At 71.2% G+C, this 19,787-nt stretch carries 19 protein-coding genes; 12 read left to right on the plus strand and 7 right to left on the minus strand.

Annotated features, from left to right (window positions below):
• Positions 1 to 1,576: ATP-binding cassette domain-containing protein (locus tag ABZU25_RS08915; protein ID WP_355028763.1), on the plus strand; the 1,576-nt coding region annotated here is incomplete at its 5' end.
• Between the two features lie 45 nt (positions 1,577 to 1,621).
• Here the strand turns inward: ABZU25_RS08915 and dnaE are convergent.
• Positions 1,622 to 5,152: a DNA polymerase III subunit alpha gene (gene dnaE / locus ABZU25_RS08920; protein WP_355028764.1), complete on the minus strand. Its 3,531-nt coding sequence runs from the start codon at positions 5,150 to 5,152 to the stop codon at positions 1,622 to 1,624.
• Between the two features lie 179 nt (positions 5,153 to 5,331).
• On the opposite strand from dnaE, the gene ABZU25_RS08925 reads away from it, so the two are divergent.
• The 3 genes from ABZU25_RS08925 (at position 5,332) to ABZU25_RS08935 (ending at position 7,192) form a co-directional block, all read left to right on the plus strand.
• Positions 5,332 to 5,952 carry an L-threonylcarbamoyladenylate synthase gene (locus ABZU25_RS08925; RefSeq protein WP_355028765.1) on the plus strand — a complete coding sequence of 207 codons (621 nt, stop codon included), beginning with the start codon at positions 5,332 to 5,334 and terminating at the stop codon, positions 5,950 to 5,952.
• Positions 5,953 to 6,050: 98 nt separating this feature from the next.
• Positions 6,051 to 6,596, plus strand: a complete 546-nt coding sequence (locus tag ABZU25_RS08930) for an RNA polymerase sigma factor (protein WP_355028766.1) — start codon at positions 6,051 to 6,053, stop codon at positions 6,594 to 6,596.
• A 38-nt stretch (positions 6,597 to 6,634) separates the two neighbouring features.
• Entirely contained in the window at positions 6,635 to 7,192 is a 558-nt protein-coding gene (locus tag ABZU25_RS08935) for a hypothetical protein (RefSeq protein WP_355028767.1), read from the plus strand.
• Here ABZU25_RS08935 and ABZU25_RS08940 read toward each other — a convergent pair.
• On the minus strand, positions 7,189 to 8,370 hold the full coding sequence (locus tag ABZU25_RS08940) for a low temperature requirement protein A (protein WP_355028768.1): 1,182 nt from the start codon (positions 8,368 to 8,370) through the stop codon (positions 7,189 to 7,191). The two genes, ABZU25_RS08935 and ABZU25_RS08940, sit on opposite strands and share 4 nt — an antisense overlap.
• A gap of 50 nt (positions 8,371 to 8,420) precedes the next feature.
• The gene (locus ABZU25_RS08945) at positions 8,421 to 9,833 is read right to left on the minus strand and encodes a serine/threonine-protein kinase (protein ID WP_355028769.1); all 1,413 of its coding nucleotides are present in this window, start codon (positions 9,831 to 9,833) and stop codon (positions 8,421 to 8,423) included.
• 132 nt (positions 9,834 to 9,965) lie between these two features.
• Here ABZU25_RS08945 and ABZU25_RS08950 point away from each other — a divergent pair, with 132 nt between their 5' ends.
• The 7 genes from ABZU25_RS08950 to ABZU25_RS08980 all read left to right on the plus strand — a co-directional run bounded on the left by ABZU25_RS08950 (position 9,966) and on the right by ABZU25_RS08980 (position 16,199).
• Positions 9,966 to 10,574 (plus strand): hypothetical protein, encoded by a 609-nt coding sequence (locus ABZU25_RS08950; RefSeq protein WP_355028770.1) that lies wholly within the window; start codon positions 9,966 to 9,968, stop codon positions 10,572 to 10,574.
• A gap of 128 nt (positions 10,575 to 10,702) precedes the next feature.
• Positions 10,703 to 11,044 carry a PadR family transcriptional regulator gene (locus tag ABZU25_RS08955; RefSeq protein ID WP_110564981.1) on the plus strand — a complete coding sequence of 114 codons (342 nt, stop codon included), beginning with the start codon at positions 10,703 to 10,705 and terminating at the stop codon, positions 11,042 to 11,044.
• A complete protein-coding gene (locus tag ABZU25_RS08960) occupies positions 11,041 to 11,988 on the plus strand; it encodes a permease prefix domain 1-containing protein (protein ID WP_355028771.1) in 948 nt (315 codons plus the stop codon). Before ABZU25_RS08955 ends, ABZU25_RS08960 begins: the two co-directional genes overlap by 4 nt.
• Before the next feature lie 128 nt (positions 11,989 to 12,116).
• Positions 12,117 to 13,451, plus strand: coding sequence for a sensor histidine kinase (locus ABZU25_RS08965; RefSeq protein WP_355028772.1), 1,335 nt, complete (start codon positions 12,117 to 12,119; stop codon positions 13,449 to 13,451).
• The gene (locus tag ABZU25_RS08970) at positions 13,448 to 14,167 is read left to right on the plus strand and encodes a response regulator transcription factor (protein WP_355028773.1); all 720 of its coding nucleotides are present in this window, start codon (positions 13,448 to 13,450) and stop codon (positions 14,165 to 14,167) included. Before ABZU25_RS08965 ends, ABZU25_RS08970 begins: the two co-directional genes overlap by 4 nt.
• 80 nt (positions 14,168 to 14,247) lie before the next feature.
• Positions 14,248 to 15,141 (plus strand): ATP-binding cassette domain-containing protein, encoded by an 894-nt coding sequence (locus ABZU25_RS08975; protein WP_355028774.1) that lies wholly within the window; start codon positions 14,248 to 14,250, stop codon positions 15,139 to 15,141.
• Positions 15,138 to 16,199, plus strand: coding sequence for an ABC transporter permease (locus ABZU25_RS08980; RefSeq protein ID WP_355028775.1), 1,062 nt, complete (start codon positions 15,138 to 15,140; stop codon positions 16,197 to 16,199). Before ABZU25_RS08975 ends, ABZU25_RS08980 begins: the two co-directional genes overlap by 4 nt.
• 58 nt (positions 16,200 to 16,257) lie before the next feature.
• On the opposite strand, the gene ABZU25_RS08985 is transcribed toward ABZU25_RS08980, so the two are convergent.
• Both ABZU25_RS08985 and ABZU25_RS08990 read right to left on the minus strand, forming a co-directional pair.
• Complete coding sequence (locus ABZU25_RS08985) at positions 16,258 to 16,878, minus strand: DUF402 domain-containing protein (RefSeq protein WP_355028776.1); 621 nt, start codon at positions 16,876 to 16,878, stop codon at positions 16,258 to 16,260.
• 110 nt (positions 16,879 to 16,988) lie between these two features.
• Positions 16,989 to 17,741, minus strand: coding sequence for a YebC/PmpR family DNA-binding transcriptional regulator (locus tag ABZU25_RS08990; protein ID WP_355028777.1), 753 nt, complete (start codon positions 17,739 to 17,741; stop codon positions 16,989 to 16,991).
• 111 nt (positions 17,742 to 17,852) lie between these two features.
• Between ABZU25_RS08990 and ABZU25_RS08995 the strand changes: the two genes are divergently transcribed.
• Positions 17,853 to 18,173, plus strand: a complete 321-nt coding sequence (locus ABZU25_RS08995) for a hypothetical protein (protein WP_355028778.1) — start codon at positions 17,853 to 17,855, stop codon at positions 18,171 to 18,173.
• A 12-nt stretch (positions 18,174 to 18,185) separates the two neighbouring features.
• Here the strand turns inward: ABZU25_RS08995 and pdxT are convergent, their stop codons facing one another.
• Together pdxT and pdxS are read right to left on the minus strand one after the other, a co-directional pair.
• Positions 18,186 to 18,791 carry a pyridoxal 5'-phosphate synthase glutaminase subunit PdxT gene (pdxT, locus tag ABZU25_RS09000; RefSeq protein ID WP_355028779.1) on the minus strand — a complete coding sequence of 202 codons (606 nt, stop codon included), beginning with the start codon at positions 18,789 to 18,791 and terminating at the stop codon, positions 18,186 to 18,188.
• A gap of 44 nt (positions 18,792 to 18,835) precedes the next feature.
• Complete coding sequence (gene pdxS, locus ABZU25_RS09005) at positions 18,836 to 19,759, minus strand: pyridoxal 5'-phosphate synthase lyase subunit PdxS (RefSeq protein ID WP_355028780.1); 924 nt, start codon at positions 19,757 to 19,759, stop codon at positions 18,836 to 18,838.
• Positions 19,760 to 19,787: the final 28 nt, after the last annotated feature.

Consider the following 19,787-nt stretch of genomic DNA (forward strand, 5'->3'; position numbering starts at 1 on the left):
CCAGCACCGCGATGATCACACCTTCGATCACCACCAGGCCCATCGCGTCCGCCCAGGTCATCTCCGGAGCGATCTCGTACGCGACAAGCGCGTTGTGGAGCTGCGGCCCAGCGGCGGCAGCGTCACCGTCGACGGGCTGCTCGGCTACCTTCCGCAGACGCTGCCGCTGGTCGGCGACCTGACCGTGGCGCAGGTGCTGGGCGTCGCCGAGCGGATCGCGGCACTGCACGCCATCGAGGCCGGCGACGCCAGCGAGGCGCACTTCGCCACGATCGGCGACGACTGGGACATCGAGGAGCGCACCCACGCCGAGCTGGACCGACTCGGCCTTGGTGAACTGTCCCTCGACCGGCGGCTGCACACCCTCAGCGGCGGCCAGGTGATCTCCCTCGGCCTGGCGGCGCAGCTGCTGCGCCGCCCGGACGTTCTGCTGCTCGACGAGCCGACAAACAACCTGGACGTCCAGGCGCGGCACAAGCTCTACGACGTGCTCACCGACTGGTCGGGGTGCCTGCTGCTGGTCAGTCACGACCGGGAGCTGCTGGACCGGATGGACCGCATCGCCGAGCTGGACCGCGGCGAGATGCGCTGGTACGGGGGCAACTTCACCGCGTACACCGAGGCGGTGCAGGCGGCGCGGGACGTGGCCGAGAGCAACCTGCGCAACGCCGAGCAGGACGTCAAGCGGGAGAAGCGGGAGATGCAGCAGGCCCGGGAGCGGGCCGACCGGCGGGCCAGCAACGCCTCCAAGAACCTGAAGAACGCCGGACTGGCGCGGATCGTGGCCGGTGGGCTGAAGCGCAGCGCGCAGGAGTCGGCGGGCAAGGCGCAGGAGACCCACTCCGCGCGGCTCGGCTCGGCAAAGGCCCGACTCGACGAGGCCGGGCGGGCGGTCCGCGACGAGGACCGGATCACCGTCGACCTGCCGGACACCACAGTCCCGGGCGGGCGCACTGTCTTCTCCGGCCGCGGGATGCGGGCCCGCTTCGACGACCGGGAGCTGTTCGGCGGCGACGGCGCCGAGCTGGTGATCCGGGGGCCGGAGCGGATCGCGCTCACCGGGGCGAACGGCGTCGGCAAGTCGACACTGCTGCGCCTCGTCAGCGGTGACCTCGAACCGTCCGGCGGTGAGCTGAGGCGTGGCGACGGGCGGATCGCGTACCTGTCGCAGCGGCTGGACCTGCTGGACCTCGACCGTACGGTGGCGGAGAACTTCGCCGCCTACGCGCCGAGCCTGCCGGACGCCAAGCGGATGAACCTGCTCGCCCGGTTCCTGTTCCGGGGCACCCGGATCAACCTGCCCGTCGGGGTGCTCTCCGGCGGCGAGCGCCTGCGCGCGACCCTCGCCTGTGTGCTCTGCGCCGAGCCGGCGCCGCAACTGCTGCTGCTCGACGAGCCGACAAACAACCTGGACCTGGTCAGCGTCGCCCAACTGGAGAGCGCGCTGTCCGCGTACCAGGGTGCGTTCGTGGTGGTCAGCCACGACGAACGGTTCCTCGCCGAGATCGGCGTGCAGCGGTGGTTGCGGTTGGCCGACGGCCAGCTGCGGGAGATCAGCGCCCCCGACCGGGGCTGACCCGGACGGCCCGGCCGGACGTACGCCGGCCGGGCCGTGGCGCGGTCAGCTCACGTTGGCCGGGCCGAGGACGCTCTTCAGGTCACCCATCAGCGCGGTCGTCGCCGCCACCCGGAACGGACCCAGCCGCAGGGTGGTGGTGCGACCGCCGTTCTGGAGTTTGACGTGCACCTCGGTGTCGCCGGGGTGCAGCACCAGGGTCTCCTTGAGTTTCTCCACAAGCGGTGGTGTGCACCGGTGCACCGGGATGGTGAGGGTGACCGGCTTGTTGCTGGCGCTGGTGCTGACGTCCGGCATGGACATGTCCATCGCCATGAGCCGCGGGGTGTCGTCGCGGCGGTCGATCCGGCCCTTGACCACCACGATGGCGTCCTCGGCGATGTACTGCCCGATCACCTCGTAGGTGTTGGGGAAGAAGAGCGCCTCCACCCCACCGGCCAGGTCCTCCAGGGTGGCCGAGGCCCAGGCGCGGCCCTGTTTGGTGACCCGGCGCTGCACCCCGGACAGGATGCCGGCGAGGGTGACGACCGCCCCGTCGGGCACCGCGCCGTCCTCGGCGAGGGAGGCGATTGTGGTGTCGGCCGCCGGGCCGAGGATGTGTTCCAGGCCGAACAGCGGGTGGTCGGAGACGTACAGGCCGAGCATCTCGCGCTCGAACGCCAGCTTGTCGCGCTTGTCCCACTCGCTGTCACCGATGGTCGGCATCACAGTGGTGCTGCCGGTGTCGGCGTCACCGAAGCCGGCACCGAAGAGGTCGTACTGGCCGACCGCCTCCTTGCGCTTCACGTCGGCGTACGCGTCGATGGCGTCCGCGTGCACCGCGAGCAGACCCTTGCGGGGATGGTCCAGCGAGTCGAACGCGCCGGCCTTGATCAGCGATTCGATTGTCTTCTTGTTGCAGACCACCGCGTCCACCTTGGACAGGAAGTCGTAGAAGTCGGCGTAGTCGCCCTTCTCCTCGCGGCACCGCATGATCGAGGCGACAACGTTCGCGCCGACGTTGCGCACGGCGGCCAGGCCGAAGCGGATGTCCGTGCCGACCGGGGTGAACGGGCCGGCCGAGGTGTTCACGTCCGGCGGCAGCACCTGGATCCGCATCCGGCGACACTCGGACAGGTAGAGCGCCATCTTGTCCTTGTCGTCACCGACGGACGTGAGCAGCCCGGCCATGTACTCGGCCGGGTAGTGCGCCTTCAGGTACGCGGTCCAGTAGGAGACCAGCCCGTAGGCGGCGGAGTGCGCCTTGTTGAAGGCGTAGCCGGCGAAGGGCACCAGGACGTCCCACACCGCCTGGATCGCCTCGTCGGAGTAGCCGCGCTCGCGGCAGCCGTCCCGGAACGGGATGAACTCCTTGTCGAGGATCTCCTTCTTCTTCTTACCCATGGCCCGGCGCAGCAGGTCCGCCTGACCGAGGGTGTAGCCGGCGAGGATCTGCGCGGCGCGCTGCACCTGCTCCTGGTAGACGATCAGGCCGTGGGTCGGCTCCAGAATCTCTCGCAGCGGCTCCTCCAGCTGCGGGTGGATCGGGGTGATCTCCTGGAGGCCGTTCTTGCGCAGCGCGTAGTTGGTGTGCGAGTCGACGCCCATCGGGCCGGGCCGGTACAGGGCCAGGACCGCGGAGATGTCCTCGAAGTTGTCCGGCTTCATCAACCGCAGCAGCGAGCGCATCGGCCCACCGTCGAGCTGGAACACGCCGAGGGTGTCACCGCGGGCCAGCAGGTCGTACGCGGCCTGGTCGTCCAGCGGCAGGGCCAGCAGGTCGAGCTTGAGGCCGTGGTTCAGCTCGATGTTCTTGACCGCGTCGTCGATGATCGTCAGGTTGCGCAGGCCGAGGAAGTCCATCTTCAGCAGCCCGAGCGACTCGCAGGTCGGGTAGTCGAACTGCGTGATGATCGCCCCGTCGGCGTCGCGGCGCGTCAACGGGATGTGCTCGATGATCGGCTCGGCCGACATGATGACGCCGGCGGCGTGCACACCGGTCTGCCGGATCAGCCCCTCGATGCCCTTGGCGGTGTCGATCACCTTGCGGACGTCCGGGTCGGAGTCGTACAGGCCGCGGATCTCGCCCGCCTCGGCGTAGCGGGGGTGCTTGGTGTCGAAGATGCCGGTGAGCGGGATGTCCTTGCCCATCACGGCCGGCGGCATCGCCTTGGTGATCCGGTCGCCGACCGCGTACGGGAAACCGAGCACCCGGGCCGAGTCCTTGATCGCGGCCTTCGCCTTGATCGTGCCGAAGGTGGCGATCTGGGCGACCTTGTCCTCACCCCACTTGTCGGTGACGTACTTGATCACCTCACCGCGCCGACGCTCGTCGAAGTCGATGTCGACATCCGGCATCGAGACACGCTCGGGGTTGAGGAACCGCTCGAAGATCAGGCCGTGCTGGATCGGGTCCAGGTCGGTGATGCCCAGGGCGTACGCGACGAGGGAGCCGGCGGCCGAGCCACGACCCGGACCGACCGAGATGCCCTGGCTCTTGGCCCACTGGATGAAGTCGGCGACCACGAGGAAGTACGACGGGAAGCCCATCTGGTTGATGACGCCCAGCTCGTACTCGGCCTGGACGACGTGCCCCTCCGGGATGCCGTTCGGGTAGCGGCGGGCCAGGCCGGCGAACGTCTCCTTGCGGAACCAGGACTCCTCGGTCTCGCCGTCGGGCACCGGGAAGCGCGGCATCAGGTTGTGGAACTCGAACATCCCGGTCGGGTCGACCTTCTCGGCCACCAGCAGGGTGTTGCGGCAGCCCTCCTGCCACAGCTCCGACGAGTCCACCGCGCGCATCTGGTCGGCGCTCTTGACGAAGTAACCGCCACCCTCGAAGCGGAACCGGTTGGGGTCGTCGATGTTGCTGCCGGTCTGCACGCAGAGCAGCACGTCGTGGGCGGTGGCCTGCGCCTCGTGGGTGTAGTGCGAGTCGTTGGTGACCACCGGCGGGATGTCCAGCTTGCGGGCGATCTCGGTGAGCCCCGCACGGACCCGGCTCTCGATGGAGAGGCCGTGGTCCATGATCTCCAGGAAGTAGTTGTCCTTGCCGAAGATGTCCTGGTAGCTCGCCGCGACCTTGAGCGCCTCGTCGAACTGGCCCAGCCGCAGCCGGGTCTGCACCGCGCCGGACGGGCAGCCGGTGGTGGCCATGATCCCCTCGGCGTGCTCGGCGATCAGCTCCATGTCCATCCGGGGCCACTTGACGTAGTGCCCCTCCATGGACGCGCGCGAGTTGAGGGTGAACAGGTTCTTCAGGCCCCGCGCGTTCTTCGCCCACATGGTCTTGTGGGTGATCGCGCCGTTACCCGAGATGTCGTCGCTCTTCTGCTCTGGCCGACCCCACTTGACCCGCGCCTTGTGGTAGCGCGACTCCGGCGCCACGTACGCCTCGACGCCCAGGATCGGCGTGATCCCGGCGGCCATCGCCTGGTTGTAGAAGTCGTTCGCGCCGTGCATGTTGCCGTGGTCGGTGATCGCCACCGCCGGCATGCCCAGCCGGTTGGCCTCGGCGAACAGGTCCTTCAGCCGGGCCGCTCCGTCGAGCATCGAGTATTCGGTGTGCACGTGCAGATGCGCGAACGAATCGGCCATGCCTGGCGCCCCCCGGCGGTGTGGATCTTGGTGGTCGGAGCCGACCGGGACCTACCCTACCGAGGTGATCTCGACGGCTCCACCGTCCGCGCCGACGGCCGTGGCCCGCGTCTCGTCCGCCGGGCAGTCCGCCGAGCCCACGTCTCCCGGTCGGGAGAAATGAGCATAGGCTCGTCGGCATGGCGAGGTACTACGACGTGCACCCGGAGAACCCGCAGCCCCGGATCATCGGCCAGGTCGCCGACCTGATCCGCGGCGGCGGACTGGTCGCCTACCCGACGGACTCCTGCTACGCGCTCGGCATCCAGCTGGGCAACCAGGACGGGCTGGACCGGATCCGCCAGATCCGCCAGCTCGACGACCGGCACCACTTCACGCTGGTCTGCCGGGACTTCGCGCAGCTCGGCCAGTTCGTCCAGATCAGCAACTCGGTCTTCCGCCTGGTCAAGGCGTCCACCCCGGGCAGCTACACCTTCATCCTCCCGGCCACCCGGGAGGTGCCCCGCCGGATGCTGCACCCGAAGAAACGCACAGTCGGTGTGCGCGTACCCCGGCACAGCGTCACCCAGGCGCTGCTGGCCGAGCTGGCCGAGCCGCTGGTGTCGAGCACCCTGGTCCTGCCCGGCGACGACGAGCCGATGACCCAGGGGTGGGAGATCAAGGAACGGCTCGACCACCAACTCGACGCGGTGCTCGACGCCGGCGACTGCGGCAAGGAGCCGACGACCGTGATCGACCTGTCCGGCCCCGAGCCGGAGATCCTGCGCCGGGGCGCCGGCGACGTGTCCCGCTTCGAGTAACGCGCCGGTCCGGGTCGGGTGCCGGACCGTACGGGGGCACACCGGCCGCGCCGGTCGTACGCTCGGGGATCGGCACCGGCGAGCATTGGACCCCCGGCATGTCCGACGCGCACGACATCGACGCCCTGGCCCGGTCCGCCGCACACGGCGACCCGGCCGCCCTGGACACCCTGCTGCTCGCGGTACGCCCCGAGGTGCTGCGGCTGTGCGCACGGTTCCTGCCCAACCGGGAGGACGCCGAGGAGGCCTGCCAGGACACCCTGCTGGCGTTGGCCAACGGCATCACCCGGTTCGAGGGACGCTCCTCGTTCCGCACCTGGCTGCACCGGCTGACCGCCAACCGGGCCCGCTCGACGTACCGCACGCTGCGCCGCCGCTGCCGGTTGGAGGCCGGCGGCGTACCCGTGCCGGACCGGGCCGACCCGCGGCGCACCAGCGTGGTCGCCGGCACCCGCCTCGACCTGCTCGACGCCTTCGACGCGGTCCATCCCGACCTGGCCGAGGTGGTGGCCCTGCGCGACGTCCTCGGGCTGAGCTACCCCGAGATCGCCGCACTGATCGACGTGCCGGTGGGCACTGTGAAGTCCCGGCTGCACCTGGCCCGACGGCAGGTCCGGCAACGACTCGGCGTCGACAGGGGCTGAGCCGGTCCGTCGGCGGTGGCGACCAGGGAGAGGGCCGGATGATCTCGCTGCGTCGTGCCGTCGCCGGTGCGGTCACCGCGTTCGCGGCCACCGTGGCGGTCACCGCCTGCGGCACCGACGCGGTCTCGCCGCTGCCCGTCCAGCCGGGCGATCCGTCCCCGTCGACGCCGACGACACCGCCGGTGACACCGCCGACGCCGCCGGTGACACCCAGCCCCATCGGGTCGCCGTCCCGGCCGCCGTCGACCGCCGGGCGGCCCGTGCCGATGCCGCCCACACCGACCAGACCGAGGGGTACGCCCCGAACGACTCCCCCGCCGACCGACGCGCCCCCGGCGTGTCAGGGCGCGGTCCGCTACGACCTGCCACTGGCCGAGACCGAGCTCAGCCTGTTGCGCTCCCTCTGCTTCGCCACCGGCGCGGTGCTGCGGATCCAGGGCATCGGCCCCGGCCTGGTCACCGTGGACCGCCCGGAGCTGGTTTCACAGCACTACGAGGCCGGGGTGGTGGACATCCGGTTCGTCCGCCCCGGCACCGTCGACGTCACGATCCCGAAGGATGCCCGGGAGCACACCATCACGGTGGTGGTCCGCTAACGCGTGGGTGGACGCCCGGCCCTGAGGAACTCAGCGGCGGCGACTCCCCACAGCACCAGACCGGCGGCGACGCCCACCGCCAGGCCCGGCAGGTGCGGCGCGACCGGAGCCAGGGCGATCGTCACGACCACGCCGACGACGTGGGACAACGGCAACCGCTCGTAGACCTCATACTCGAGCACTGCCCGACCGCACAGCACCAGCCCGGCCCCGCCCAGGATGAGCGCGGTCATCGGAGCGCCCGGCCGCTCGCCGGGGTGCTCGATGATTCGTTCGACACCGGCGGCCGTGCCGACCACGCCGGCGATCATCAGCCAGTGTGCGTACGGGTTGGTCTGCACCAGCCGGGTCGGGTGGGGTGACGACTCGATGGCGGCGCGCAGGGTCGCGCCGGCTCCCCGGGCGTAGCTCCACCAGAGCACCACAGCCGTGAGGAACGCGGTGCCGAACGTGGCCACCCGGTCCGCGGTGAACGGTTGGTGGCCCAGGCTGAGGACGCTGACCAGGACGAGTTCGCCCAGGGCGAGAATGTAGATCTGCTGGTAGCGCTCGGCGAGGTGCTCCGGCACCACCTGGTACCGCGGCAGCGGCGTCCGACCGGGGATCGGAAAGCGCAACCCGTACGCGGTGTAGTCCACAGTCAGCGCGGCCAGCCACAGTCCGAGCCGCCAGCCGGGCTCGGCCACCAGAGCGCCGGCCACCCAGAGGGTCCCCGAGCAGACGTCCCAGATCAGGGCGCGTACGGGTCGCTCCTGCTCCGGGTGGCCCCGCAGCGACCAGGCAAGCACCAGCCCGCGGACCAGAAAGATCACGACCCAGGTGCCGCTGAAGATCAGTCCGTGGTCACCGAACGCCGTGGGTAGCGCGGCGGACATCAGCATCAGGCCGAACATGGTGCCCAGGAGCAGCAGCGGGATGGGTGGCCGCTGAGGGCTGTAGCTGTCGGTGATCAACGTGGTGGTCACCCACACCGCGAACAGCGTCGACAGGAGGAGCAACGCCTGGGCGATGCCGGTCCAGCTCTGCTCGGCGGCCATCTTCCGCGAGGTCATCGCCAGACCGGCGACCAGGGCGAGGTCGAAGAACAGCTCCAGCAGATCCGTACGCGGCGACCCGTTCGGCCCACGGATCGGTGCCCGACGCGTGCCGCCGGCCACCGGCTCACGCTTCTCCGCCACAGGGACAGCTTCACACCTGCGAGGCCGCGGCCGGGCGCGTTCAGCCGCACCTACCGCAGGCGTACGCCGGCGAGCAGAACGTCCACGAAGTCGGGCGCACCGTCCACGGGTGGCACGATCTGCGCGTACAGCAGAGCGGCGCGGTCGGGATGCCGCCCGGCGGACTCGACGATCCGCGGCCGACCCCGGTCGCAGTGGTAGGTCACCACGGTCCACTCGACGCCGGCCTGGCGGGTGGTGCGCGCCGGCGTGGACGCGCAGTCCCCGTGCGTGCGCTCGGCCAGGAACCCGGCGGGCGTGGTGCGCGCCGCCGTGCTGGCGGACACGCCGACGAACGCGCCGGGCACCCGGGGGTCGGCGGCCCAGCGGCGAGGCTGCGGCGACATCACCAGCGCCGGTTCGGTTTCGCCGTCGACGCCGTACTGACCGGCCCAGGCCGTGCCGGTCGCCGACCAGCCGTCCGGCAGTGTCACGCTGAGCGGTCCGGCGGTGTACGTGCCACCACCGGGCGGTCCGGCCCCGACGCCGCCCGGCTCGGCGCCCACCACCGCGACGGCCGCCACGATCGTCACGGCCAGCGGCAACCGGTACCGGCGACGGGTCACCGGTGCCGGTGACGGCGGCTGCCGTACCGGGTTGGTGGCCCGGTTCAGCGCGGCGTGCAGCGCGGCGGCGTCCGGGTAGCGGTCGGCCGGCCGGTGGGCGGTGGCCCGGATGAGCACCGCCGCCACCGGTGCCGGTACGCCGTCGCGCAGTCGCAGGACGTCGGCCGATCGGGGCGGGTCGGGCCAGACGCCGTGGGGATCGGCGGCGAGCAGCCGGATGCCGAGCCGACCGAGCCCGTACACGTCGGCGCGGGTGTCGATCACCGCGCCCGGGTCGTCCTGCTCCGGTGCCATGTAGCCGGGGGTACCGGCCCGTGCGGTGAGGCCGGAGGCCGCGGCCAACGCCTTGGCGAGACCGAGATCGGCGATCAGGACCCGCTCGGCGCCGGTGCCCGTGCCGGCGGACGCGGTGTCGGTGCCCGTGCCGGCGGAGCGGAACAGGATGTTGCCCGGGGTGAGATCGCGGTGCACGACACCGTGCCGGTGCAGCACTGTCACTCCCGCGCAGACCTCGCCGAGCAGGCGCAGCGCCGTCGGGCCGGGCATCGGGCCGGCGGCCAGCCGGTCTCGCAGGCTGCCTCCGTCCGCCCAGGCCAGCACCGCGTACGGCCGGCCGTCGGGCAGTTCGCCGACGGCGTGCACCCGGACCAACCGCTCGTGCTCCAGTCGCCGCAGCAGTCGGGCCTCGTCGCGGAAGCGTTCCCGGACCCGCAGGTCGTGGCTCCAGTTCTCGGCCAGCACCTTGATCGCCACGTGCGCGTCGAGCGCCGGGTCGTAGCCCAGCCAGACGGTCGCGAACGAGCCGACGCCCAGCAGCCGTTCGATGGCGTAGGGCCCGATCCGCAGCGGAGCGGTCACCGTGTCACCCCCGGCCGCACTGTCGGTCGGCGTTTCTCTGCACAGTAGACCGGGTCGGTCGGCAACCCGACGAACCGTTGGCCTCGGCGCGGTGACTAACAGGGCAGGAGACCCATCACCGAAGGAGCCACCATGAACCGTCAGTGGATCGTCCTCACCACCACCACCGCCGCGCTGGCGTTCGGCACGCTCGTCCCGCTGACCGTCGCCGGTCCGGCCTCGGCAGGGGTGGCCGGCGGCACCGCGCCAGCCTCGGCCCGTGTCCCGCTCGCCGCCTCGATGGTCACCGGGCACAGCCACCCGCAGGTGCTCGGCGTCGGCGGCGCCGGGGCGTACCGGATCGGCGCCAGCCTGGCGGCGCTCACCACGGGCGGGCACATCGACTGGACGGCGCCGGGCTGCGGGTCGGTGGTGCACGCCGGCGCGACCGGTTCCTGGGCCGGCGTGCTCATCCTGGCCTTCCGTGACGATCGGCTGGTGGAGGTGGGTACGGCCACCGCGCCGCCGCGTTCCCCCGCCGGGGCGATGGTGGGCATGTCCTTCGCCGAGTTGGAGGACATCTACGGCCGGCGGGGTTCGTTGATCCGCAACGACGCGGGGGACGCCGAGGCGTACCTCGTGCGGGTGGGCTCGCGGGTCGAGTTGTTCACCGGGCACCCGATCCGGCCGGGCGTGGGCTACTTCCAGGTTGGTCCGGCCAGCTTCGTCGAGCGGAACTTCCGGCAGGGACCGGCCTGCTGACCAGCGTCAACCGTCGGGGCGTCCGGTTCGTGCCGGGCGCCCCGCGTGCTGCCCGGAGCATCGACCCGCGGACGACACGATGATGTATCGCTGGACAATGCTGTGTGGCACACACTATGGTGTGACACATGGTTAGCGAGGACGTTCTACGGACGCACCTACAGGAGTTGCGTCGAGGCACCGTCGTGGTGGCCAGCCTGGTCGCGCTGCGCCGACCGGACTACGGCTACGCACTGCTGCAACGGCTCACCGACCACGGCTTCCCGGTGGACGCCAACACGCTCTACCCGCTGCTGCGCCGCCTGGAGGACCAGGGGCTGCTGACCAGCGAGTGGAACACGGAGGAGAGCCGGCCGCGCAAGTTCTACCGGACCAGCGACGAGGGCGAGTCGATGCTGAGCCGGCTGCTCGACGACCTCGCCGCCGTGCAGACCTCCATCACCGGGCTGATCCAAGGAGTGGACCGATGAACACCCTGACCAACCGCTACCTCGCCGCCACCCTGCGCTCGGTGCCCGCCCAACGTCGCGACGAGATCGCCACCGAGCTGAGGGCCTCCATCGACGACATGATCGAGGGCCGGACCGACGGTGGCGCGGACCCCGTCACCGCCGAACGGGAGGTGCTCACCGAGCTGGGCAACCCGGACCTGCTGGCCGCCCGGTACGCCGATCGCCGGCTACAGCTCATCGGGCCGACCTACTACCTGGTCTGGCTGCGGCTGTTGAAGCTGCTGCTCAGCTTCATCCCGGCGCTCGTCGGCACGGTGATCGCGGTCATCGACGTGGCGGACGGCAAGGGCTTCGGGGCCATCGGCAGCGGCATCGGCACCGCCATCGAGGTCGCGGTGCAGATCGCCTTCTGGCTCACTCTGACCTTCGCCCTCATAGACCGTTTCCAACCCGTCGCCAGCCTGCCCGACTGGACCGTCGACCAACTGCCCGACGCTCCGGTGCACCGGGACATCTCCCTCACCGACACCATCGCGTCGGTGGCCATGCTGGTGCTGACCATCGGCTACCTGCCGTTCCAGCACTACCAGTCGTGGGTGCACGAGACCGACGGCAGCAACATCCCGATCCTCGATCCGGCTCTGTGGTCGTTCTGGCTGCCGGCGCTGATCGTGGTGCTGCTGGCCGACGTGGTGTTCGAGATCCTCAAGTACCGGATCGGGCACTGGAGCTGGACCCTGTTCGGGGTGAAGGCCCTGCTCAACCTGGCGTTCTCGCTGCCGCTGGCGTGGCTCGCGCTCTCTGACCGGCTGCTCAACCCGGCCCTGGGCGACCGACTGAGCTGGCTGGCGGACGGTGACAACCGGAACACCCTGGGCGCTGCCATCGCGGTGGGCGTGGCCGTGATCCTCGTCTGGGACCTGATCGAGACCACCACCAAGACCCGCCGTCAGGCGGCATGAGCCTGAGCGGCAGCAGACCAGGCGGCCCGACGCGTACCCCGCGTCGGGCCGCCTGCCCGTTGACCGGACCCGCCGGCACCGGTCCGCCCGCTCGACGGTCGTGGCGGCCGGCGTGGCATCGTTCCGGGATGACCGTGGCACCGCGAGACGAATGGCGCCGTCCGGGTCCAACGGCGGAGCAGCGCCGCAATGATCTCTGGATCGGCCTCGGGACGACCGGTCTGGCGCTGGTCAGCCTCACCCTGGCTCGCAGCACGGGGGCGTTCCTGCTGGGCCCGCCGCCGTCCGGGCCGGAGCAGTTGTTCTGGACCGTCGCGGTGACGCTGCCGCTGATCTGGCGGCGGCGCTGGCCGATCACCACCCTGCTGGTCGTCGCGGTGGTGTTCATCGCCGCGCAGGCACGATCGGCCCCCGAGACCCAGTTCTCCGCCTGGGCCCTGTTCTGCGTCCTCTACACCGCTGGCGCCTGGGGAAAGGATCGCCAGCTGGCCCGCCGGCTGCGGATCGGCGTGATCGCCACGATGTTCGCCTGGCTGGGGGTCTACTACGCGGTGATGATCGACCACATTCCGCCCGATGCCTTCGACGACGCGGTCGGTCCGGTGCCACCCGTGCTCGCCGCGATCGTCACCGGCGTGCTTGTCAATCTGCTGACGCTCGGCTTCGCGTACTTCTTCGGGGAGACCGCCTGGGTGGCCGCACGTCGCGAGCACGAGCTGCACGCCCAGGCCGAGGACCTGCGTCGGTCGCAGGCCGAGTCTCGGGAACGGGCGGTCCTCGGCGAGCGGGTCCGGATCGCCCGGGAGCTGCACGACGTGGTCGCCCACCACGTGTCGGTGATGGGAGTGCAGGCGTCCGCCTGCCGCCGGGTGTTCGACCGCGACCCCGGCAAGGCCCGCACCGCGCTCGCCGCCATCGAGCAGAGCGCCCGCACCGCTGTCGACGAGCTACGCCGGATGCTGGGCGTGCTGCGGACCACCGGCACGGCCGACGCCGGGCCGCCGGCCGGCGGCGACGTCGACCGGATCGGCGAGCTGGTCGAGCGGGCTCGGGCCGCGGGCCTGACGGCAACCCTCGGGGTGTACGGCGACCCGGTCGCGCTGCCCGAATCGGTCTCGCAGGCGGTGTACCGGGTGACGCAGGAGGCGGTGACCAACACCCTGAAGCACGCCGGTGCGGACCTGCTGGACGTGCGGGTCCGCTACCTGGCCCGGGAGGTGGAGGTCGACGTGACCGACGACGGACGAGCCGGCGGCCGGGTCGACGCCGTCGGGCTGGGCCTGATCGGGATGCGCGAACGGGTCACCGCGCACGACGGCGACCTGGAGGTCGGGCCGCGTGCCGGCGGCGGATGGCGGGTACGCGCCCGCTTCCCGCTGGCGGCGGCCGACCCGCCGGTCGGCACGCAACGGGAGCCGCGCGACGAGCGCCAGCCGGCCGTCGACGCGGAGCTGTCGGCATGAGCGCCGCGCCTGCCCACGAGACGTCGGGCCCGGGTCAGACCATCCGGGTGCTGCTCGCCGACGACCAGCACCTCGTCCGCACCGGCTTCCGGGTCATCCTGGAGGTGGAGGACGACATCGAGGTGGTCGGCGAGGCCGCCGACGGCGAACGGGCCGTCGCCATGACCCGAGCCACCCGCCCCGACGTCGTCCTCATGGACGTGGAGATGCCCCGGATGAACGGCCTGGAGGCCACCCGGCAGATCACCGCCGACGGGCCCGGTGGGCCCGCGGTGCTGATCCTCACGACCTTCGACCGCGACGACTACCTGTTCGCCGCGCTGCGGGAAGGTGCCAGCGGTTTCCTGTTGAAGAACGGCACACCGGAGGAGCTGATCGAGGCGATCCGGGTGCTGGCCAGGGGCGATGGCCTGCTCGCCCCGGAGATCACCCGCCGGGTGATCTCCACGTTCGCCCGTCCCGGAGACCCGGCGGGCACCGCCCACCGGGGGCCGGAGGCGGACGCCGCGCTGGCCGGGCTGACTCCACGGGAACGGGAGGTGCTGGTGCTGCTCGCCGCCGGATCGAGCAACGCGGAGATCGCCGCGACCATCCACCTGGGTGAGGCGACGGTGAAGACCCACGTCAGTCGGGTACTTGCCAAACTCGGCCTGCGCGACCGGGTGCAGGCGGTGGTGTTCGCGTACGAGAACGGGGTGGTCCGGCCCGGCGGGTGACCGCCGTCCGTCGCGCGGCGGACCGCCCCCTCACCCATCGGGCGGACGGCGGGACGGGGTATCCGATCTAGCGTGGGTGCGTGACCAGAACGCTTCGCCTCGACGGCATCGACCGCAGCTTCGGCGACCGGCAGGTGCTCAAGAACGTGTCCTTCGAGGTGGCCGCCGGCCGGATGACCGGCTTCGTGGGCGCCAACGGCGCCGGCAAGACCACCACCATGCGAATCATCCTGGGTGTGCTCGCCCCCGACGCCGGCGAGGTGAGCTGGGGCGGCACCACGCTGACCCGGCAGGACCGGCGACGCTTCGGCTACATGCCGGAGGAGCGGGGCCTCTACCCGAAGATGAGCACCCGGGAGCAGGTGACCTACCTGGGCCGGCTGCACGGCCTGGACGCACCCGCCGCCCGGCGTGCCACCGACACGCTGCTGGACCGGGTCGGCCTCGGTGAACGCGGCGACGACCTGCTGGAGACCCTGTCGCTGGGCAACCAGCAACGCGCGCAGATCGCCGCCGCGCTGGTGCACGACCCCGAGGTGCTGGTGCTCGACGAGCCGTTCTCCGGCCTCGACCCCCTCGCCGTCGACACCGTCGTCACAGTGCTGCGGGAACGGGCCTCGGCCGGAGCGCCGGTGCTCTTCTCCAGCCACCAGCTCGACGTCGTGGAACGCCTCTGCGACGACCTCGTGATCATCGGGGACGGGGCGATCCGGGCCGCCGGCAGCCGACAGCAGCTGCGCGACTCGTACACCGTGCCCCGCTACGAGTTGGTGGTGGCGACCGACGCCGGTTGGGTACGCGACCAACCCGGGGTCACCCTGGTCGAGCTGGACGGCCCGCGCGTGGTCTTCGACCTGCCGGCCGGCGCCGACGAACAACCCGTGCTGCGGGCGGCCCTCGCGCGCGGCCCGGTCCGCGCCTTCCGCCCGGTCAGCCCCTCGCTCACCGAGATCTTCCGAGAGGTCACCCAGTGAACATCACCCAGGCCACCCGGCTGGTCGCCGAACGGGAGATCCGGGTCAAGCTACGCGACCGGACCTTCCTGTTCGGCACACTCTTCTTTCTGCTGATCGCCGCGGCGGGCACCATCCTGCCGCCGCTGCTCTCCGGTGGGCCGTCCACTGTGGCGGTGACCGAGAGCGCGGCCGGTCCGCTGCGCGCCGCCGGCCTGGAGGTCCGGGTGGTCGCCGACGACCGGGCCGCCGAGCAGGCCGTCCGCGACGACGACGTGGACGCCGCTGTGGTCGCCGGGCCGGCCGTGCTGGCCCTGGACGAAGCCCCCGACGACGTGGTGCAGGCGCTGAGCAGCCAGCCGACCGTACGCCTGCTCGACCCGGACGCGGTGGACCCGGTGGTGGCGTTCCTGGTGCCGTTCGTCTTCGCGTTCGTCTTCTTCATCACCTCGCAGACGTTCGGGGTGCAGATCGCCCAGAGCGTCATCGAGGAGAAGCAGACCCGGATCGTGGAGATCCTGGTCGCCGCCGTGCCGGTGCGGGCGCTGCTGGCCGGGAAGGTGGTGGCCGGCGCCATCCTGGCGTTCGCGCAGATCGCGTTGATCGCGGTGGTGGCGGTGATCGGGCTCCAGATCGGCGACAGTGGTGGTCTGCTCACCCTGCTCGCCCCGGCGATCGGCTGGTTCGTACCGTTCTTCCTGTTCGGTTTCGTGCTGCTCGCGGCGATGTGGGCGGCGGCCGGTGCCCTGGCCAACCGGCAGGAGGACATCGCGGCCGTGTCGACGCCCGTGCAGCTCGCGGTCATGCTGCCGTTCTTCGCGGTGATCTTCCTGAACGACAACGACACAGCGATGCGGGTGCTGTCCTACCTGCCGTTCTCGTCGCCCACGGCCATGCCACTGCGGCTGTTCACCGGTGACGCGGCCGGCTGGGAGCCGTTCGTCTCGCTTGTCATTCTGCTGCTCGCCGCCGGTGCGTTCCTGCTCGCCGGGGCTCGGGTGTACGAGGGGTCGCTGCTGCGCACGAACGGCCGGACGTCCCTGCGGACCGCGTGGCGGGAGCGGGAGACGATCGGCTGAGCCGATGGTTCGCCGCGCGGGCGTCGGTCCTGATCGGACGCCGGCGCCCGTTGGGCGTTCAGCGGGCGGGCGGCACCCGGTCCCAGCCGGCGGGCAGCGGCGGCGTCGACCAGGCCGGATCGGGCTGCCACTGCGCCCACGCCGGGTCCCACCAACGCTCGCCCGCGTCGAGCAGCGCCGCGATCCGGTCACCCTCGGCCTGGATCGCGTCAGCCATCCCGGGGTAGCGCCCCTCGACGAGGCGCTGGGCGAACATCTCCACGTCCTTCCAGACGTACCGGTCGGCGTCCGCGCCCCACCACAGGTCCAGCTCGTGGTCGAGGGTGTCCACCCCGATCGGGGTACGCCGCACCGGGTCCTGGAGGTTGAAGTACCAGCCGGCGAAGTCGCGACCCGGCCCCGTCCAGAACACGTCGACCGAGTGCGCCTCGCCGGGGCGTTGCAGCATCAACTTGCCGTGCCCCGACCAGGAGCGGTGCCCGGCGGTCTCCCACGGGTGGCGCCCGCACGGAAAGACGCCGGTCGCCGGGAAGCCGAACTCGGCCCCCGGTGGGAGGTAGAGGGCGAGCAGGTCGGGCGAGTCCTCGACAACGATCGTCGGGCAGCCGAACCACACCTCGCCGCGCAGCACCTCACGCCGCACCACCGTGTCACCGGGCGCGAACCGGTTCGCCGCCACTCCCCCACCTCCACGTTCGACGCCATCGCTTGGTCACCTCGGCTCTGCGGACGTCGGGGTGTCCCCGCGCGAGGGACACCCCGGCGTCAGTGAATCCGAGTCGACCGCCCTCAGGCGTCGACCGCCGCCATCACGTCGTCGCTGATGTCGAAGTTGGCGTAGACGTTCTGCACGTCGTCGCAGTCTTCCAGGACGTCGATCAGCTTGAAGATCTTGCGGGCGCCCTCTTCGTCCAGCGGGATGTTCATGCTGGGGATCAGGGAGGACTCCGCCGACTCGTACTCGATGCCAGCGTCCTGCAGCGCGGTCCGCACCGGGACCAGGTCGGTCGGCTCGGAGACCACCTCGTACGCCTCACCGAGGTCGTTGACCTCCTCGGCGCCGGCGTCGAGGACGGCCATCATCACGTCGTCCTCGCTGGTGCCCTCCTTGGGCACGATCACCACGCCCTTGCGGGTGAACATGTACGACACCGAGCCGGCGTCGGCGAGCGAGCCGCCGTTGCGGGTCAGCGCGGTCCGCACCTCGGTGGCCGCCCGGTTGCGGTTGTCGGTGAGGCACTCGATGAGCATGGCCACGCCGTTCGGGCCGTACCCCTCATACATGATCGTCTGCCAGTCGGCGCCGCCGGCTTCCAGGCCGGAGCCGCGCTTGACGGCACGGTCGATGTTGTCGTTCGGCACCGAGCTCTTCTTCGCCTTCTGGATCGCGTCGAAGAGGGTCGGGTTACCGGAGGGGTCGCCGCCACCGATCCGCGCGGCCACCTCGACGTTCTTGATCAGCTTGGCGAACATCTTGCCGCGCTTGGCGTCGATGACGGCCTTCTTGTGCTTGGTCGTCGCCCACTTTGAGTGGCCGGACATCTGCTACCTCCGTTGCTACCCGCCGTCTGCATCAACCGCACCGCTCACGCCCTGCTCCCGCCGGCGCACGCGGAGGTGCCGGTCAGCTCTGGTGGAAGCCGTGGCGGGCAGATGGCCCTGCCGAATCTCGACAATCCTACCGACGTCCCCGGGGCCGCTGTCATCCACCGCGCGCGGCGGCTTCGTCCCGCCCGCCCGGACCGGGGCAGACGGGACGAAATCCCTCGGAACGGCTACGACCCCAGCAACGCCCGGTCCGCCGGACGCAACGCCCGCGACCAGGTCACGACCTCGTCGAGCATCGTGGACAGCTCCGCCTCCCGGCCGTCGCCCGGCGTGGTGGTGCAGTTGCCCGCCGACGCCGCCACGGCGACTGCGCTCGATGAGTTGGCGGGCCGCCGCCCGGGGCAGCTGCGCGCGGTCGCCGGCTGAGCGAACGCGCCGTCAGGAGACGGTGCGGACCAGATCCACGAAGTACGCGTGTACGCGCAGGTCACCGGTCAGCTCCGGGTGGAACGAGGTGGCCAGCAGGTTGCCCTGCCGGACCGCCACGATCCGGTCGGCGGCCGGCCCACCGGTCACCGACCCGATCACCTGGACGCCGGCACCGACCCGCTCGACCCACGGTGCTCGGATGAAGACGGCGTGGAACGGCTCACCCGGCACCCCGGTGATGGTCACCGGCGCCTCGAACGAGTCGACCTGCCGGCCGAACGCGTTGCGCCGGACGGTCATGTCGATGCCGGCGAAGCCCCGTTGGTCGGGTCGACCATCGAGCACCTCGGTCGCCAGCATGATCATGCCCGCGCAGGAGCCGTAGACCGGCATGCCGTCGGCGATGCGCTTGTCGATCGGCTCGCGCATCTCGAAGATGTCGGCGAGTTTGCTGATGGTGGTGGACTCCCCACCGGGGACGACCAGGCCGTCCACCGCGTCCAGCTCCGCCGGACGGCGGACCGGGCGGGCGTCCGCCCCCGCCGCGGCCAGCGCCGTCACGTGCTCCCGGACGTCGCCCTGGAGCGCGAGCACACCGATCCTGGGTGCCGTCACGTTCGCACCGTTCCTCTCCGCGTCACGCCGCCCGGAAAGAGCACTCACCAACCGCGCTCGGCCAGGCGGTGCGGCTGCGGGATCTCGTCGACGTTGATGCCGACCATGGCTTCACCGAGACCACGGGACACCTTCGCCAGCACGTCCGGGTCGTCGTGGAAGGTGGTGGCCTTGACGATCGCGGCGGCTCGCTGAGCCGGGTTGCCGGCCTTGAAGATGCCGGAGCCCACGAAGACGCCCTCCGCGCCGAGCTGCATCATCATCGCCGCGTCGGCCGGGGTGGCGATCCCGCCGGCGGTGAACAGCACCACCGGCAGCTTTCCGCTCTCGGCGACCTCCTTGACCAGCTCGTACGGGGCCTGCAACTCCTTGGCCGCGACGTACAGCTCGTCGGTTGGCAACGACGACAGCCGGGCGATCTCCTGGCGGATCCTCCGCATGTGGGTGGTGGCGTTGGAGACGTCGCCGGTGCCGGCCTCGCCCTTGGAGCGGATCATGGCCGCGCCCTCGGTGATCCGGCGCAGCGCCTCGCCCAGGTTGGTCGCGCCACAGACGAAGGGCACCGTGAACGCCCACTTGTCGATGTGGTTCGCGTAGTCGGCCGGGGTCAGCACCTCGGACTCGTCGACGTAGTCCACGCCGAGCGACTGGAGGATCCGCGCCTCCACGAAGTGGCCGATGCGGGCCTTGGCCATCACCGGGATGGAGACCGCCTCGATGATCCCGTCGATCATGTCGGGGTCGCTCATCCGGGAGACGCCGCCCTGCGCGCGGATGTCCGCGGGGACCCGCTCCAGGGCCATCACCGCGACCGCGCCGGCGTCCTCAGCGATCTTGGCCTGCTCGGCGTTGACCACATCCATGATCACGCCACCCTTGAGCATCTCGGCCATGCCGCGCTTCACGCGGGCAGTGCCGACGACGGGGGCGGTACCGGTACCGGTGTTCGAGGCGGTGTTTTCGGGCACGGGTCATCGCTCCTTGGACGGGCTCCTG

The organism is Micromonospora sp. NPDC005215 (genome assembly GCF_040607915.1).
Taxonomy (GTDB): domain Bacteria; phylum Actinomycetota; class Actinomycetes; order Mycobacteriales; family Micromonosporaceae; genus Micromonospora.